At 35.9% G+C, this 14,505-nt stretch carries 15 protein-coding genes and 2 rRNA genes; 5 read left to right on the forward strand and 12 right to left on the reverse strand.

What is annotated here, in order from left to right:
* Window positions 1-150 precede the first annotated feature (150 nt).
* The 5 genes from LD272_RS21060 to LD272_RS21080 all read right to left on the reverse strand — a co-directional run bounded on the left by LD272_RS21060 (window position 151) and on the right by LD272_RS21080 (window position 2,216).
* Complete coding sequence (locus LD272_RS21060) at window positions 151-258, reverse strand: YjcZ family sporulation protein (protein ID WP_153737713.1); 108 nt, start codon at window positions 256-258, stop codon at window positions 151-153.
* A gap of 171 nt (window positions 259-429) precedes the next feature.
* Window positions 430-537 carry a YjcZ family sporulation protein gene (locus LD272_RS21065; RefSeq protein ID WP_226038564.1) on the reverse strand — a complete coding sequence of 36 codons (108 nt, stop codon included), beginning with the start codon at window positions 535-537 and terminating at the stop codon, window positions 430-432.
* An 88-nt stretch (window positions 538-625) separates the two neighbouring features.
* Complete coding sequence (locus LD272_RS21070; RefSeq protein ID WP_226038565.1) at window positions 626-1,387, reverse strand: (S)-benzoin forming benzil reductase; 762 nt, start codon at window positions 1,385-1,387, stop codon at window positions 626-628.
* A 13-nt stretch (window positions 1,388-1,400) separates the two neighbouring features.
* On the reverse strand, window positions 1,401-1,907 hold the full coding sequence (gene mug / locus LD272_RS21075) for a G/U mismatch-specific DNA glycosylase (RefSeq protein WP_226038566.1): 507 nt from the start codon (window positions 1,905-1,907) through the stop codon (window positions 1,401-1,403).
* A 159-nt stretch (window positions 1,908-2,066) separates the two neighbouring features.
* On the reverse strand, window positions 2,067-2,216 hold the full coding sequence (locus LD272_RS21080; RefSeq protein ID WP_226038567.1) for a hypothetical protein: 150 nt from the start codon (window positions 2,214-2,216) through the stop codon (window positions 2,067-2,069).
* 260 nt (window positions 2,217-2,476) lie between these two features.
* Between LD272_RS21080 and LD272_RS21085 the strand changes: the two genes are divergently transcribed.
* Window positions 2,477-2,962: a hypothetical protein gene (locus LD272_RS21085; protein WP_226038568.1), complete on the forward strand. Its 486-nt coding sequence runs from the start codon at window positions 2,477-2,479 to the stop codon at window positions 2,960-2,962.
* Between the two features lie 72 nt (window positions 2,963-3,034).
* On the opposite strand, the gene LD272_RS21090 is transcribed toward LD272_RS21085, so the two are convergent.
* The 5 genes from LD272_RS21090 to nagE all read right to left on the reverse strand — a co-directional run bounded on the left by LD272_RS21090 (window position 3,035) and on the right by nagE (window position 9,651).
* The gene (locus tag LD272_RS21090) at window positions 3,035-4,168 is read right to left on the reverse strand and encodes a zinc-dependent alcohol dehydrogenase (protein ID WP_226038569.1); all 1,134 of its coding nucleotides are present in this window, start codon (window positions 4,166-4,168) and stop codon (window positions 3,035-3,037) included.
* Window positions 4,169-4,324: 156 nt separating this feature from the next.
* Entirely contained in the window at window positions 4,325-5,467 is a 1,143-nt protein-coding gene (locus LD272_RS21095; protein WP_226038570.1) for a trans-sulfuration enzyme family protein, read from the reverse strand.
* Between the two features lie 196 nt (window positions 5,468-5,663).
* Window positions 5,664-6,887, reverse strand: coding sequence for a dicarboxylate/amino acid:cation symporter (locus LD272_RS21100; RefSeq protein ID WP_226038571.1), 1,224 nt, complete (start codon window positions 6,885-6,887; stop codon window positions 5,664-5,666).
* Window positions 6,888-7,144: 257 nt separating this feature from the next.
* On the reverse strand, window positions 7,145-8,059 hold the full coding sequence (locus tag LD272_RS21105; protein WP_226038572.1) for a DUF7916 family protein: 915 nt from the start codon (window positions 8,057-8,059) through the stop codon (window positions 7,145-7,147).
* A 137-nt stretch (window positions 8,060-8,196) separates the two neighbouring features.
* Window positions 8,197-9,651 (reverse strand): N-acetylglucosamine-specific PTS transporter subunit IIBC, encoded by a 1,455-nt coding sequence (gene nagE / locus LD272_RS21110; protein WP_226038573.1) that lies wholly within the window; start codon window positions 9,649-9,651, stop codon window positions 8,197-8,199.
* Between the two features lie 404 nt (window positions 9,652-10,055).
* Between nagE and nagA the strand changes: the two genes are divergently transcribed.
* Genes nagA through murQ form a run of 4 tightly spaced genes read left to right on the forward strand, consistent with a single transcriptional unit; the run spans window position 10,056 to window position 13,694 of the window.
* Window positions 10,056-11,243, forward strand: a complete 1,188-nt coding sequence (nagA, locus tag LD272_RS21115; protein WP_226038574.1) for an N-acetylglucosamine-6-phosphate deacetylase — start codon at window positions 10,056-10,058, stop codon at window positions 11,241-11,243.
* Window positions 11,244-11,245: 2 nt separating this feature from the next.
* Complete coding sequence (gene nagB / locus LD272_RS21120; protein WP_226038575.1) at window positions 11,246-11,995, forward strand: glucosamine-6-phosphate deaminase; 750 nt, start codon at window positions 11,246-11,248, stop codon at window positions 11,993-11,995.
* 42 nt (window positions 11,996-12,037) lie between these two features.
* Window positions 12,038-12,763, forward strand: coding sequence for a GntR family transcriptional regulator (locus tag LD272_RS21125; RefSeq protein WP_226038576.1), 726 nt, complete (start codon window positions 12,038-12,040; stop codon window positions 12,761-12,763).
* Between the two features lie 22 nt (window positions 12,764-12,785).
* Complete coding sequence (gene murQ / locus LD272_RS21130) at window positions 12,786-13,694, forward strand: N-acetylmuramic acid 6-phosphate etherase (protein ID WP_226038577.1); 909 nt, start codon at window positions 12,786-12,788, stop codon at window positions 13,692-13,694.
* Between the two features lie 505 nt (window positions 13,695-14,199).
* Here the strand turns inward: murQ and rrf are convergent.
* Window positions 14,200-14,315, reverse strand: a 5S ribosomal RNA gene (rrf, locus tag LD272_RS21135).
* A gap of 73 nt (window positions 14,316-14,388) precedes the next feature.
* Window positions 14,389-14,505, reverse strand: a 23S ribosomal RNA gene (locus LD272_RS21140); the annotation flags it as partial.

Genomic DNA, 14,505 nt, shown 5'->3' on the forward strand with positions numbered 1-14,505 from the left:
AAGACTTCGAACGATTGAAAAAGAAAATATTGTGGCGACAAGAAGTTAGAAGGGCTTTAGCTTTAGTTTAAAAGAAAAAGAGATGGTGGAGTGAAAATCACACCACCACATTTGACAGAGAACCGTTATAGATTTGGCTAACTTAGCTAATTAGTATGCTCCGTATCCCCATGAAGCACCGATAATAATCAATAGGATAAACAGAACTACAATTAACGCAAAGCCTGATCCATATCCTGCTCCTGCTACTGCACCCATTTATTAATCCCTCCTTTTATTGTTTCAATTATAGAATATGTAATAATTAAAGTTTTGGAAGGGCTTTTCAAAAAAATGGGTACCTACCCCATAAATTCATCTGATAGTTAAAGGCAGAGGACTTAAATAGTCCCCTACCTTACATGAAGTACTTTTTTGTTTTAAAGGCTATTAGTAAGCACCATAACCCCAAGAAGATCCAATGATAATTAACAAGATAAACAATACAACCACTAACGCAAAGCCTGATCCATATCCTGCTCCTGCTACACCACTCATCTGAAAAATCCCTCCTTTTTTTGATTCAATAATACAGTATGTCATTAATCAAATAGCGGAAGGGCTTTTATGATAATTGGGTGTTTGACTATTGGAGTAGATCGTTTACATTATATCTTTTCCCACTCACAATTTGGTTCACACTTGATAGTATAGTCACAAGCGTAGCTGCAACAACATCTGTTTCACGTAATTTATTTTCTTGTTTATAATCTCTAAACGTTTCTACATCCTTAAAAGATTCTTCATTGGCAGATCGTATTTGTCCTTGCATATCAGTATCCATAATTCCAGGATTAAATACTATTATTTTATTACCAGAAGACAACTCTTCTTGTTCTAACGCAACTGTCTCAGTAAATCGATTAAGACCTGCTTTTGTGCTACAGTAAGCACTCCATCCATAAACACTACGTTCTGCTGCCCCAGAAGTCACATTTGTAATTACCACTGGCACATTGGTTTCTTTCGCTCTTTTCAGAAAAAGGTTAGTGGTTGCCATTGGCGCTAACAAATTCACGTTTACATGCTGTGATAATTCTTCAACTTCTGCGGTACCCGCTTTATCAATTGGCTCTACCTGTCCTGCATTATTAACTAAGTACACTACTTCCACATTACTCAGAAAAATTCTTTCGGCAATTAATGTGAATGTATGTTCAATTGCATCAGGACTACTCAAATCACAACTTTCGTGTTGGTAGGTTACTGAATTTTGCTCAGCCAATTTCTCCAAGTTTTGGTTCATGTTTCTAGACACTCCGATAACATGACAACCTTCTTGTAGTAGTAATTTGGCCGTTGATTCTCCAAGTCCTTTTGACGCACCGGTTACAACTGCATATTTCATGTTTTATTCCTCCTCATTTTAAGGTAATATCATATAATTCACTATAAATGGCAACTATCTCATCAATTTTCATTCTCACTAATCCACTGGAGGAGGGAGCAACGAATTCTAATGCATCTGTTACTGAAGTTTCTTGAAGTCCCCAGTTGACTTTTCTTTGTTTACTAAACTCTTGATAGACCCCTTTTCCAACAAAACAAATTATCTTAGGCTTATATAACATAACTTTATCACGAAGTTCTTTTCTTCCCTGTTCATATTCATCCTTTCTTATTTCAGCAGCTTCTTTCGTAGGCCTCGCAACGATATTTGTTAAACCATATCCATAACCTGGAAGTTGGTGGTCTTCTTCAGGTGAAAGTTTTCTCGGGGTTAGCCCGGATTGATAAAGAATCTTCCAAAAACGATTGTTAGGATTTGCAAAATGATGTCCAGTTTCTGATGAGCGAACGCTTGGATTAAATCCTACAAATAAAATTAATGGATATTTTTTTATGTGATCTGCTATTGGATCGAGCATTTTGTCACCTCATCCTATTTTATCTAGCGCTACTATTCTTCTACTCTTTATTTATTCTAACGAATGATTAATGTATTAGACGAGAAAAATGCTCTTTCTATTTCTTTACCCTTCCTATCAACAAAAAACACCTTAAATTAAGGTGTTTGAAATTTAAACTTATTCACTTGATTCAGTAATGTTAAAATATAGAGCTTTATCATCTTCTTTTATCTCTTTTTTTGTATGCTTGATATCATTTTTATCCTTACCCATGATTCCATCAGATTCATAGCTCTTTTTATATTCGTTCTTATTCTTTTGATTCATAATAATCCTCCTTTTGTTTATGTTTTGTAATAGATGAATCATTATTCAGGATGGATTACAAAAAAATCTGATCTCATTTTTGAGATGAAAAACAGAAAAAATTCAAGCTTTTAGAATTAAATATCTAGAGTATCAGAAGATAATTATTAAGACATACTACTAATTATTGAATAAGTATTTATCTATACTATTTTATCAGGGATAAAGATTAGCTTTCGGTACTGTTCGCCATAGCCAAAGGAAAGGCAAAGGAAAGGGAAATGGATGGTCATGTTATTATGAATAGGGATAAACCAAAAAAACATGAAGTATTATTATGGAGTATTGCCCTTCCTGGATTTGGGCAAATTTTAAACGGAAGAATACTCAAAGGAATCATCTTTATTTTTTTAGAAGTTCTTGTCAATGTCCAGAGTAACTTCAATTTAGCAATTATGCATTCTTTTACTGGTGAAATAACAAAAGCTATTGACGTAACAGGGTTTCAATGGTTAATGTTTTACCCTTGTTTATATATGTTTGCTATGTGGGATGCCTACCGGGATGCTGCAAAAAAAGTGCCTCCCTATTCATACCTTCCATTTGTGTTCGGAGCGTTCTTTATAACAATAGGATTGATGTATTCAACTAAAGTTGTACTATTCGGGGTACTAATTGGACCTGTTTTCCTCCCGATTCTCTCTTTGATTCCAGGTTTACTAATAGGATTTATAATTAAATGGATAGTCCAACGAAATAATCATTAACAAAATACCTAAAGGAGCTTGAATATTCAAGCTCCTTTTAGTTGCTTACACTTTAGTTTTTATTCGTAATTACTATGGTTTTAATACCACTTTAATACAATTGTCTTCTTTTTTATTAAAAATGTCATAACCGTGAGCAGCGTCATCTAACGACATTTCATGGGTTATAATTTTTGTGGGATCTATTTCCCCATTTACTATCTGGTTGTAAATTGGTTCCATAAATGACCTTGCGTGTGCTTGTCCCATTTTTATATTTATATTTCTTGTAAAAAACGGACCTAACGGAAACATATTGTATAGTCCTCCGTAAACACCTGTTATTTGATAAGTACCACACTTACGAATAGCTTTGGTAGCTATTTGTATTGGCCCCAAAGTTCCTCCTTGTAGCTTCAACTTTTGTCCAACAAACTCTAACGGTGATTTTTTACCGTCCATTCCTACGCAATCGATAACTACATCAGCACCACCTTTAGTAGTCTCTTTAAGTACTTCTCCCATATCTTCATGTTTTGTAAAATCATAGATTTCTGTATTATTTGTTCTCTTTGCATGTGCTAACCGGTTCTCGATATAATCAACAGCAATTACTCGTTTAGCACCTTCTTTAAAAGCAAACTCCTGAGCTAATAATCCGATTGGTCCACATCCGAGTACAATGACTGTATCACCTTGCTTAACACCAGCATTCTTAACACTCCAATAAGCAGTTGGAAGAACATCAGATAGAAATAATAGTGAATTATCCTCAAGTTCACAGTCTTCAGGAATTTTAAATGGCGTATAATTACCGAACGGTACTTTTAAGTACTCAGCTTGTCCACCTGGATGATTACCGAATTTCTCAGAGTATCCAAAATAGCCACCAGAATCATAGTGTGGATTTGCATTATCGCATTGGCTTTCATGGTGCTCATTACAGTATCGACATTGTCCACACGCCACAGTAAACGGGATAACCACCCTGTCTCCCTTCTTAACCTTCGAGACACTTGGACCAACTTCTTCTACAATCCCCATCGGTTCATGACCAATGCTATACCCGATTGGTAAAGGGAGGTTCCCTTGATAAAGATGCAAATCAGAACCACATATCGCTGTCGACGTTATTTTTACAATCACATCCTCGTTACCTTCTATTTTGGGGTATTCTTTATTAGTCACTGCCACTGAATACTTGCCCTGGTATGTTACAGCTTTCACGACAGACCTCCTCATATTGTTTATTCCTATTTAATGTGGCTATGTTTTTACTTTTCATGTAATAAAATAGAAAGAAAACAATTAGAGAGAATCTAACAGGACAAAAAGATAATAAAAAAGCTTATCTCCATATAATTATGGGGATAAGCTTTTTTATTATTTACGAGACTCCGCTATCGCTTGTTCAAATACTTGGATAATATCCTTAGCATCTTCAATTCCAACTGAGATTCTAACTAACCCTTCTGTAATACCTAATTCAATTTGCGATTCCTTCGGGAGAGCACGGTGTGAAGTAGATAACGGATAGGACACAGAAGTTTCTACACCAGCTAATGTTGGGACAATTTTCACCCAAGAAAGAGATTGGAAGAATTTTTCAATATCACAAAAACCAGTTATATCAATAGAAACAATTGCTCCATTTCCTTTTGTTGAAACATCAGCTGGATAGTACACCTTGGCTACTCCTTCGTTCTTTCTAAGAGAGTCAGCTAAATCCTGTGCATTTTTCGACTGTCTTTCCATTCTAACGCTCAACGTCTTAATTCCCCGACAAGCAAGCCAAGCATCAAATGGGCTTAAGTTGGTACCAATATTAACCACTTTTGATTTGGCCTTATCTATTAATTCTTCTCTTCCAACTAAAACACCAGCAGTTACATCACTATGCCCGCCTAAATACTTGGTAGCACTATGTACCACCAAATCTATCCCATCCAAATAAGGCTGACAGAGATAGGGTGTTGCAAATGTATTATCAATCATAGTATAAAGATTATTTCTCTTCGCAATTTTTACTATTTCCTTTAAATCTTCTATACGTAATAGAGGATTCGTTATTGATTCAGAATAGATTAATTTCGTGTTTTCTTTTATATTATTCTCTACTTCAGATGGCTTTTCAAAGTTAACAAATGAAACCTCTATACCAAAATCAACAAGCTCATTAGCTAATAATTGATAAGTTCCTCCATAAATATCCGTACTTGCAATCACATGATCTCCAGCTTTTGCAACAGCCAAGACGCCGACCAAAATTGCGGACAAGCCGGATGAAGTTGCCACTCCTTTTGGCGCTTCTTCTAACTGAGCGACAGCACTTCCAAGCTCATCTGTGTTTGGATTTCCCACTCTAGAGTATAAATAATCCTTTTTTCCTTTATAAAAATTCTCTAAATCTTCAAGGTCAGTAAATTTAAATGCAGACGTTTGATAAATAGGTGTTACTTTACTATCTACATTATTTGTATCTTTTAATGCAAGGTGTACAGACTTAGTATCAAAGTTTTGTCCCATTTTTCTCTCTCCTTTGTTTCTAAAACTTTCTCAAAAATAATAGAGATGTAGTCACTAATTAATTACTTCTATACTACACCAAAGTTCCTGATATTGTTAAGAATAGTAGTTTATTTAGTAAGAGAATTTGATAGTGATCTGGTAGAGTCTATTTAAATAGCTAAGCTAAATAAAAGTAATAATTAAGGAAAAACAGTTATCCTAACACCTTATCATGCTTTTTCTCAGATTCCGACACAACAACTGCACAGGCAGCATCTCCCGTTATGTTAAGCGCAGTCCTAGTCATATCTAATAAGCGATCAATACCAATGATAAGACCTATACCTTCAGGAGGTAAACCAACAGCACTCAAAACCATTGCTAACATAATTAGGCCTACACCTGGAACACCTGCTGTTCCAATACTTGCTAAAACAGCAGTTAAAACAACCGTTATTAGATCCGCGAAGGACAAATCAAGCCCATAGACCTGTGCGATAAATACGGTAGCTACCCCCTGCATAATTCCAGTACCATCCATATTTATTGTAGCTCCAAGCGGTTGAACAAAACTACTAATTTTCTCAGGAACCTTTAAATTGTTTTGTGCAGTTTTCATTGAAACAGGTAATGTTGCACTACTACTTGATGTACTAAATGCAACAACCATGGCTGGCATAAAGCCCTTGAAAAAGCTAATAGGATTCATTTTCCCTAGTACCTTAATCGCCGTACCATAAGTAACAATAGCGTGAATAAACAAGGCTAACACCACTACAATCATGTACATCCACATTGCACGAATTGCATCTATTCCCTGGGAACCAACTGCAGTAGCTATCAGCCCAAATGTTCCATAAGGGGCAAATTTCATGATAAGTCCAACAAGATACATCATAATTTCGTTTCCTTGCTCGACTAAGTTCAAAATACCTTTTGTTTTATCCCCTAAAACTGCCAGTGCTAACCCGATAAAAATAGAAAATAAAATAATCTGAAGCATATTCCCTTCAGCCATTGCCTGGATAGGATTAGACGGAATAATGTTTAAAAGTGTTTCCGCAACCGGTGGAGCCTCTGTTGCTTCAAATACTGCATCTGAAGTACCTAATGCACTGCCTTGTCCTGGTTGAATGATATAAGCAAGAGACAATCCGATTAGTAGTGCAAATGTAGTTGTTACTAAGAAAAAAGATATCGTTTTTCCTCCGATTCTTCCTAATTTTTTAGGATCACCTAAACCAGCAGTTCCAAGAGTAAGTGAGAAAAACACAATAGGTACTACTAACATTTTGATGAAATTTAAAAATATACTACCTAGAGGAACAAATATCCACGTATTAAAAAGATTAAATAAACTCTGAGATGTAAGATTTAAAATCAGGCCAATCGTACCACCTAATATCAACCCTAAAATAATTTTTGTTGTTAATTTCATTCTTTCGCCCCTCTAATTTATGGCATTTTGATTTAGAAATCATATCCCGAATATAAGCATTCATCCATTCTACTACATATTTAAATAGGTTGTCGAATAATTCATAGATACAATTTATTACCATCTGTTAGTTAGGAAGTAGTTAATTACTCTTTTTTACAACTTTTAACATATAAAAATTCCGATAACAAACAGACCACATCAGTAATACCTGTGGCCTCGAGAGTTGTTTATTTTTGTATTTGTTTTATTTCTTTTTATCGATTAATAGAAGCCGCCATCCGAATATACGTATGTCTCTTACCTCTAATTGCTATTGAATAGTCCATAATATTCTCAGGGATTGCAACACCGGTATATCCACCATCACCAATGTGGTGAATATCTGCACCAACCATTTTATTTTGTAAAGCCAGCCGGCGAATTGTATCTGAATCCGCCCCTTCTTGACTAGTACCAATTGTCAGCATCGCTAATGCGTTTTGTTTATGTACTGCTGATACCCACTTATTAGCACGTTCTACCGTAATTCCTGGGACCGTACCTGGAGATGGAATTAAGATAACATCTGCACCCGCATCTATAAAAGCTTTGATTGTTTCATCATCAATAATATCGCTACCAGCTTCACCCTTAACCCCTGCACCATGCATTTTGCCAGCAATGATAAAGGCATCCTCACCAAGAATATTTTTTGCTCTTGATATCGCGGTTAAAATTTCTTTGTTCGATACACCTGTCTTTGGATTGCCGGTTAAGCATATAAAATCTAGTCCTAATTCCTTTACTTTCACTAAAGAATCAGTGGTAGCAGTACGGCCTAAGGGTAATTCAAGCAGCTGCTCGGCTGCTTCTACATCAAGATCAACAGGTTCCAAGTTAACTCCAACTGGTCTACCAGTTAGTTCTTTTAATCGTTTAATCACTTCACTTCCTTCTGAATCTATACCTTCAATCGACGGATTGTTAACGTCAAACAAGTTAAGAAGCAGAAAATCTGATCCAAATGCTGCTACGATTTCGGGATTAGAGATTTCTGAATAGAGAGGTTGTACAGAACAAATAATTTCAGACACAACGGTTCTACCCTCACTTGCTCGGATTGAATCAAGTAAGTCTCTGCCTTTTACTTGCTTGAAATCAGAAGCAAAACAATTTAGTATTCGTTTCAATTTTAAATCACTCCTTTAATAGTTTAAGAAAAAAACTTATACATTATCATTTTATACAAAAGGTTCTCCAATTACTAATTGTAATTGGAGAACCTCTTCAGACTACATATAATTGTTGCTTATCAATTTGTTATCTATTATTTTTTGCGGATTTTATGAATTTCATCGGCAACAAATTGAACTTGTGTTCCAACAATGACTTGAATATTTTTAGCGCCAACAACATTAATACCTGGTACGCCTGTAGCTTTTATTTTCTTTTGATCAACTGCGTCCATATCTTTTACTTCTAGGCGTAAACGTGTAACACAATTATCAACAGAAACCACGTTTTCATCTCCACCTAGACCTTCATAAATTTCTGCAGCCATAACAGCTGATTTATCTGAACCATCTTTCGTGTTTTGATTAGTGTCTTCTGCTTCTTCTAGATCTTCATCTTCTCGACCTGGAGTCTTAAGTTGGAACTTAGTGATCAAGAAACGGAATAAGAAGTAGTAAATAACAGCAAATACCAATCCTTGTAGAATCAACATATACGGCATGTTAGCAAGTGGAAGTCTTGAGCTTAAAACAAAGTCAACAAAACCTGCACTAAACCCAAAACCTGCTGTCCAATTAAATAAGGAAGCAATAAATAGTGACAATCCTGTTAATGCAGCGTGAACTACATAAAGTGCTGGAGCTAGGAACATGAAAGAGAATTCCATTGGCTCAGTAACACCTGTAAAGAATGAAGCAAAACCTGCAGCTAACAATAATGATGCTGCTTGTTTCTTTCTTTTCGTTTTAGCTGTGTGATACATCGCTAAACCTGCTGCTGGAAGACCAAACATCATTACAGGGAAAAAACCAGCTTGGTACATTCCAGTAACACCTTTTTCACCAGTACCTGCCCAGAAGTTACCAATATCATTTATACCAGCAACATCAAACCAGAATACTGAGTTTAACGCATGGTGTAAACCTGTCGGGATAAGAAGTCTATTGAAGAAGCCATATAAACCAGCACCTGCTGCTCCTAAATTACTAATTGATGTACCAAATGAGACTAATCCTGAAAACACGACTGGCCATACAAAGAATAATAAAGCTGAAACTATAATCATCGATGCTGCAGTCATAATAGGTACAAGTCGCTTACCACTAAAGAATGCGAGTGCGTCTGGCAGTTTCACATGACTAAAGCGGTTGTACATTATCGAAGCAACAATACCTGATATGATACCAACAAAAGCGTTTCCAATTTTTCCAAACGCAGGGTCTACCGCCTCTGGATCAATACCTTGTAACAATGCAACTGTATCCGTTGATAGCAAAGTCGTCGTTACTAGAAAAGCAACTAAACCACTTAACGCTGCTGAACCATCTCTGTCTTTTGACATTCCAAGAGCTACACCAACGGCGAAAAGTATTGGAATGTTATCAATAATTGAGGAACCTGCTTTAATTAGAAAAGCTGCTGCTGCGTTACCAGATCCCCAACCTGAAGGATCAATCCAATAACCAATACCCATTAAAATGGCAGCAGCTGGTAATACAGCTACCGGCAGCATTAAAGAGCGGCCCAGTTTTTGAACATAATTCATCATTTTAAATGCCCTCCGATCAATATGTGTTTACTTACTAGACTTAAAAATCATAAGCCTTTCTTACATTAACACAGCAATCCATAACACTAAAATTTGTTAGTATAAAAAACTAACATAAGCAAAAAACAATATAAGTACAATAATCGCTTCGGCTAACAAAGTCATTGAATGACTTAGAAGTGAACCCCCTTTATCCAAAGTAAAGTTTCAATAGTACAACTGTATCTTAACACAGCCTAAATATAGTTGTCTATACCAATAATCCATATATTATTTAAAAAAGGAAGTGCTTCCATTATATTATTAAAAGTATTTTGTAGAACAAGCCAAAATTCACTAAATGTATAGACAACTATACATTTTGATGATACGATAAAAATATTCTATAAAGTGTGGTGAATAAGGTGGAAAATAACAATATTCTAATACAAAACGCAAATGTTTATACAGAAAATAGAAAGATAAAAAATGGATATCTTAAAATTGCAGGCAATTTCATTTCAGATGTAGGTACATTAGATCAACTGAATACTAGTAACGGATATGAAATTATCGATCTTCCTGAGCAGTATAAAATAATTCCCGGGATGATTGACGTCCATATTCATGGAGTTAATGGTGCGGATACAATGGATGCCACTACCGAGTCACTAGAAACAATGGCCCGTTCATTACCTCAAGAGGGGACGACAAGTTTTTTAGCAACAACCATGACCCAAGAAAAGGACGTTATTGAAGACGCCATAAAAAATGCTGGTGACTACATTCATAACCATCAAAAACCAGGTCTTTCAGAAATAGTGGGTCTCCATCTAGAAGGACCTTTTATTAGTAAAGATAAAGCGGGAGCTCAACCGCTGAATCATATTATCGACCCTGATTTATCTTTGTTTAAGAAATGGTTAGAGCTTAGTAAAAATCAAATTAAACTTGTTACCTTGGCTCCAGAACAACCTGGAGGCGAAGAATTGATTGACTATTTAAAAGAAAAGAAAATAATCGCTTCAATTGGACATTCCAATGCAACTACTGAACAAGTTGACTCTGCAATCAAACATGGCTTGTCTCACGTAACTCATTTATATAACCAAATGAGAGAGTTTCATCATCGCGAACCTGGTGTAGTAGGTGCAGCACTACTAAAAGATGAATTGATGGTCGAAATTATATCTGATGGTATCCATGCGAAACCTGAGGCTGTCGAACTAGCTTACCGTCAAAAAACTGCTGATAGACTTATTCTAATTACCGATGCCATGCGGGCAAAATGTCTTAAAAATGGGACGTATGATTTAGGTGGACAACAAGTAACGGTTACAGGTGACAAGGCAGTATTAGATGATGGCACATTAGCTGGTAGCGTGTTAAGAATGAGCAAAGCGTTTAATACTATTAGGCAATACACTAATTGTTCTATTTATGATTCAATCGCAATGTCATCAACAAACGCGGCAAAAGAATTAGGACTGTTTGACCGAAAAGGAAGTATTTCAATAGGTAAAGATGCTGATATTGTTATTTTAGATGAAAATGATGAAGTTTATATGACGTTTTGTCGAGGTAAACTGGCATATAAGAAGGGAGATAATTAAAAATGAGAATAGTACCTGTAGAAAATTATACAACTATGAGTAAGGCTGTTGCGTCTATCTTGCTAGAACGAATTAAACAAGCTTCAAAACTTACCCTTGGGTTAGCCACTGGTGGTACGCCAATTCAGACATACAATTATTTAATTGAGGATTATAAGAAAAACAAGACTTCTTATCAACATGTTTCAACCTTTAATCTTGATGAATACATTGGATTAAAATCAACAGATCCGAACAGCTATCATTATTATATGAATGACTATCTTTTTAGTCATATCGATATACCGAAACAAAACACAAACATTCCAAATGGTGATGCCCAAAATTTGCAGCAAGAATGTGAAGCGTTTGAGAAAAAAATCCAAGAACATGGCGGTGTTGACATCCAATTACTTGGTCTAGGAAGTAATGGACATATCGGCTTTAATGAACCAGGCACACCATTCGACACAAGCACACATGTTGTTAATCTAACAGAAGCAACCCGTCAAGCGAATGCAAGGTACTTTAACAGTATAGATGAAGTACCAACTCAAGCAATTACTATGGGAATTTCAAGTATCATGAAGAGTAAAGAAATTGTGCTGTTGGTATCAGGGGAAGAAAAGAGTAAAGCCTTGAAGAAATTAATTGATGGTGAAATAGATTCTTCCTTCCCTGCATCCATTTTGAACAACCATGAAAAAGTTACCATTTTTGCAGATAGAGAAGCACTAATTTATACTGATATAACATCAACAATGACACGATAGGTAAACAATTCGTTTCTGTGATTGTGGAAGGAGAAAGTAAAATTGATTGATAAAAGCTCCCCTATACCTATATATTATCAACTGGAAGAATATATTAAAAAATTAATTGAAAGTGGTCAATTAAAGCCGGGAGATGCGCTTCCTTCTGAACGGGAATATTCAGATAAATATGGAATTAGCAGGATGACAGTTAGACAAGCAATTCTAAACCTTGTAAATGACCGCTACCTTTATCGTGTTAAAGGTAGCGGAACCTTCGTGATGGAGCAAAAACTCGAACAGAAGCTTCAAGGATTAACTAGTTTTACTGAAGATATGAAAGCAAGAGGAATGAAAGCTGGTAGTACGTTAGTGAACTTTGAAATTATCCCTGCCCATAGGAAACTAGCTAGTCTATTAAACATTCCAGAGCATGGACCGGTCTATGAAATTAAACGAATTCGTTTAGCCGAAGATATTCCGATGGCATTAGAACGAACATACATCTCTGCGAATTTACTCCAGGGATTAACAGAAAAAATCGTTGAGAATTCATTATATAAATATATCGAGGAAACTCTCAATATGAAAATTGACAGTGGAACACAATTAATTGAAGCTTCAGTAGCTAACAAAGAAGAAGTTAACCTGCTCGAAATTCCCGAACTATCCCCAGTAATGATTATGCAACGTACATCTAAATTAGAGGATAATAGAGTCTTTGAAATAGTAAAATCTACCTATCGGGCTGACCGATATAAGTTCATGATTGATTTGAAGAGGCTTTAATCCGATATTGGAGCGTGAAACTATGTCTAAGAACAATGTAACAGAAACAATTAATTTAAATAGTTTAACCATTGACGAAATGAAACCAATTGATATCGTTACCCTCATGTTAGAAGAAGATAAGGCAATCCAACATGGAGTGAAGCAAGCATTACCGAATATTGCTAAAGCCGTTGATTTAGTTGTTGAACAATGGAAAAAAAAGGGGCGAGTTTTTGTTGTTGGTGCTGGTACAAGTGGAAGACTAGGTGTACTTGATGCAGTCGAATTAGGTCCAACCTTTTCTATTGAGGATAATCGATGGATTGCCCTAGTTGCTGGTGGTAAAGATGCGATGTGGAGTCCTCTTGAGCAACATGAGGATGACGAATCAATCATAATAAATGAATTGAAAAGCTATTCTTTCAACGAAAAAGATGTCGTTATCGGTGTAAGTGCGAGTGGTTCAACTCCTTATTCAGTTTCAGCAATTAAATACGCCAAACAACTAGGTGCCACAACAATTTCGATAAGTTGTAACCATGATACGATTTCTTCAAAATTAAGTGATTGTGGAATCGAAATTATTGCGGGTCCTGAAGTAATTAGAGGTTCCACCAGATTAAAAGCGGGGACGGCACAAAAAATCACTTTAAATATGATTTCAACAGCCTCGATGATACGGTTAGGAAAAGTCTATCAAAATCAAATGGTTGATATGCAACTGATTAATAGAAAGTTAGTAAAGCGTGCCGAACAAACATTAATGGATTTAGTAAATGTATCGCAAGAAGAAGCCACAGACTTAATGACCAAGAGCAACGGTGATCTGAAGGTCGCTATTTTTATTAGTCTTACCAAAACAAAAACTAATCAAGCTATGCAATATTTAGAGAAAGAAGATGGGCATCTAAAAAATGCAATTGCAACATACTTTAAAGAGGATAATTAGTGTTCTCCCAATAATGTAAATAAGATTTATCCATCATTTTCAAGTTAACGCACGAAAACAGTATATAATAGAATTTTTCTATTAAATGTGGTGGTGTGATTCTCACTCCACCATTTCTTTAAGATATTTTTTAGTAAGAATTAGCAATTTCACATAGGCCACTGAATGAACTATATTCACTTTTAGAAAAATCGGCTATGGTTCCTTATAAAATTCGCTTTAGGGTCTTAAGACGCCCGAATATTCCACATAAACGTTATAATCACTCCTCGTATCCTATACATCTACATGCTTGTCTTTCATTCCCAACATTTCTATGATTGCACTCTTTCCCTCTCCTTTTCCTTTTGTCTGAACAAATTTAGGTTAATAAAGCTTTTCTTTTGCCCCTTGATAGGACTGAGACACCACCACATTTAATATAGCTCCGTATATGCCTAATTTAAAAGAAAAAACAAAAAGCCACTGAAAAAGATTATTAAATCTTTTTCGGTGGCTTTCATTTGCCTAGCGGCGTCCTACTCTCGCAGGGGCAAAGCCCCAACTACCATGGGCGCTGGAGAGCTTAACTACTGTGTTCGGCATGGGAACAGGTGTGACCTCTCCGCTATTGCCACTAGACCAACAGGTATATTTAAAGGCTATGTACCTTCAAAACTAGATAAGAAGAACAAGACATCAATTTTTATAATTTTTAGTTAAGTCCTCGATCTATTAGTATTCGTCAGCTACACGTGTCACCACGCTTCCACCTCGAACCTATCAACCTCATCGTCTCTGAGGGATCTTACTCATTTAAAATGATGGGAAG

Source organism: Aquibacillus saliphilus, from assembly GCF_020404745.1.
Taxonomy (GTDB): Bacteria; Bacillota; Bacilli; order Bacillales; family Amphibacillaceae; genus Aquibacillus; species Aquibacillus saliphilus.

Bases quoted from the DNA above. Each gene is read 5' to 3' on its own strand.
- LD272_RS21095 (WP_226038570.1), bottom strand. From the start codon at position 5,467: ATGGGACAAAACTTTGATACTAAGTCTGTACACCTTGCATTAAAAGAT.
- nagB (WP_226038575.1), top strand. From the start codon at position 11,246: ATGAGAATAGTACCTGTAGAAAATTATACAACTATGAGTAAGGCTGTT.
- LD272_RS21080 (WP_226038567.1), bottom strand. From the start codon at position 2,216: ATGAATCAAAAGAATAAGAACGAATATAAAAAGAGCTATGAATCTGAT.
- LD272_RS21070 (WP_226038565.1), bottom strand. From the start codon at position 1,387: ATGAAATATGCAGTTGTAACCGGTGCGTCAAAAGGACTTGGAGAATCA.
- LD272_RS21060 (WP_153737713.1), bottom strand. From the start codon at position 258: ATGGGTGCAGTAGCAGGAGCAGGATATGGATCAGGCTTTGCGTTAATT.
- LD272_RS21085 (WP_226038568.1), top strand. From the start codon at position 2,477: ATGGATGGTCATGTTATTATGAATAGGGATAAACCAAAAAAACATGAA.
- LD272_RS21065 (WP_226038564.1), bottom strand. From the start codon at position 537: ATGAGTGGTGTAGCAGGAGCAGGATATGGATCAGGCTTTGCGTTAGTG.
- murQ (WP_226038577.1), top strand. From the start codon at position 12,786: ATGTCTAAGAACAATGTAACAGAAACAATTAATTTAAATAGTTTAACC.
- LD272_RS21100 (WP_226038571.1), bottom strand. From the start codon at position 6,887: ATGAAATTAACAACAAAAATTATTTTAGGGTTGATATTAGGTGGTACG.
- nagE (WP_226038573.1), bottom strand. From the start codon at position 9,651: ATGATGAATTATGTTCAAAAACTGGGCCGCTCTTTAATGCTGCCGGTA.
- mug (WP_226038566.1), bottom strand. From the start codon at position 1,907: ATGCTCGATCCAATAGCAGATCACATAAAAAAATATCCATTAATTTTA.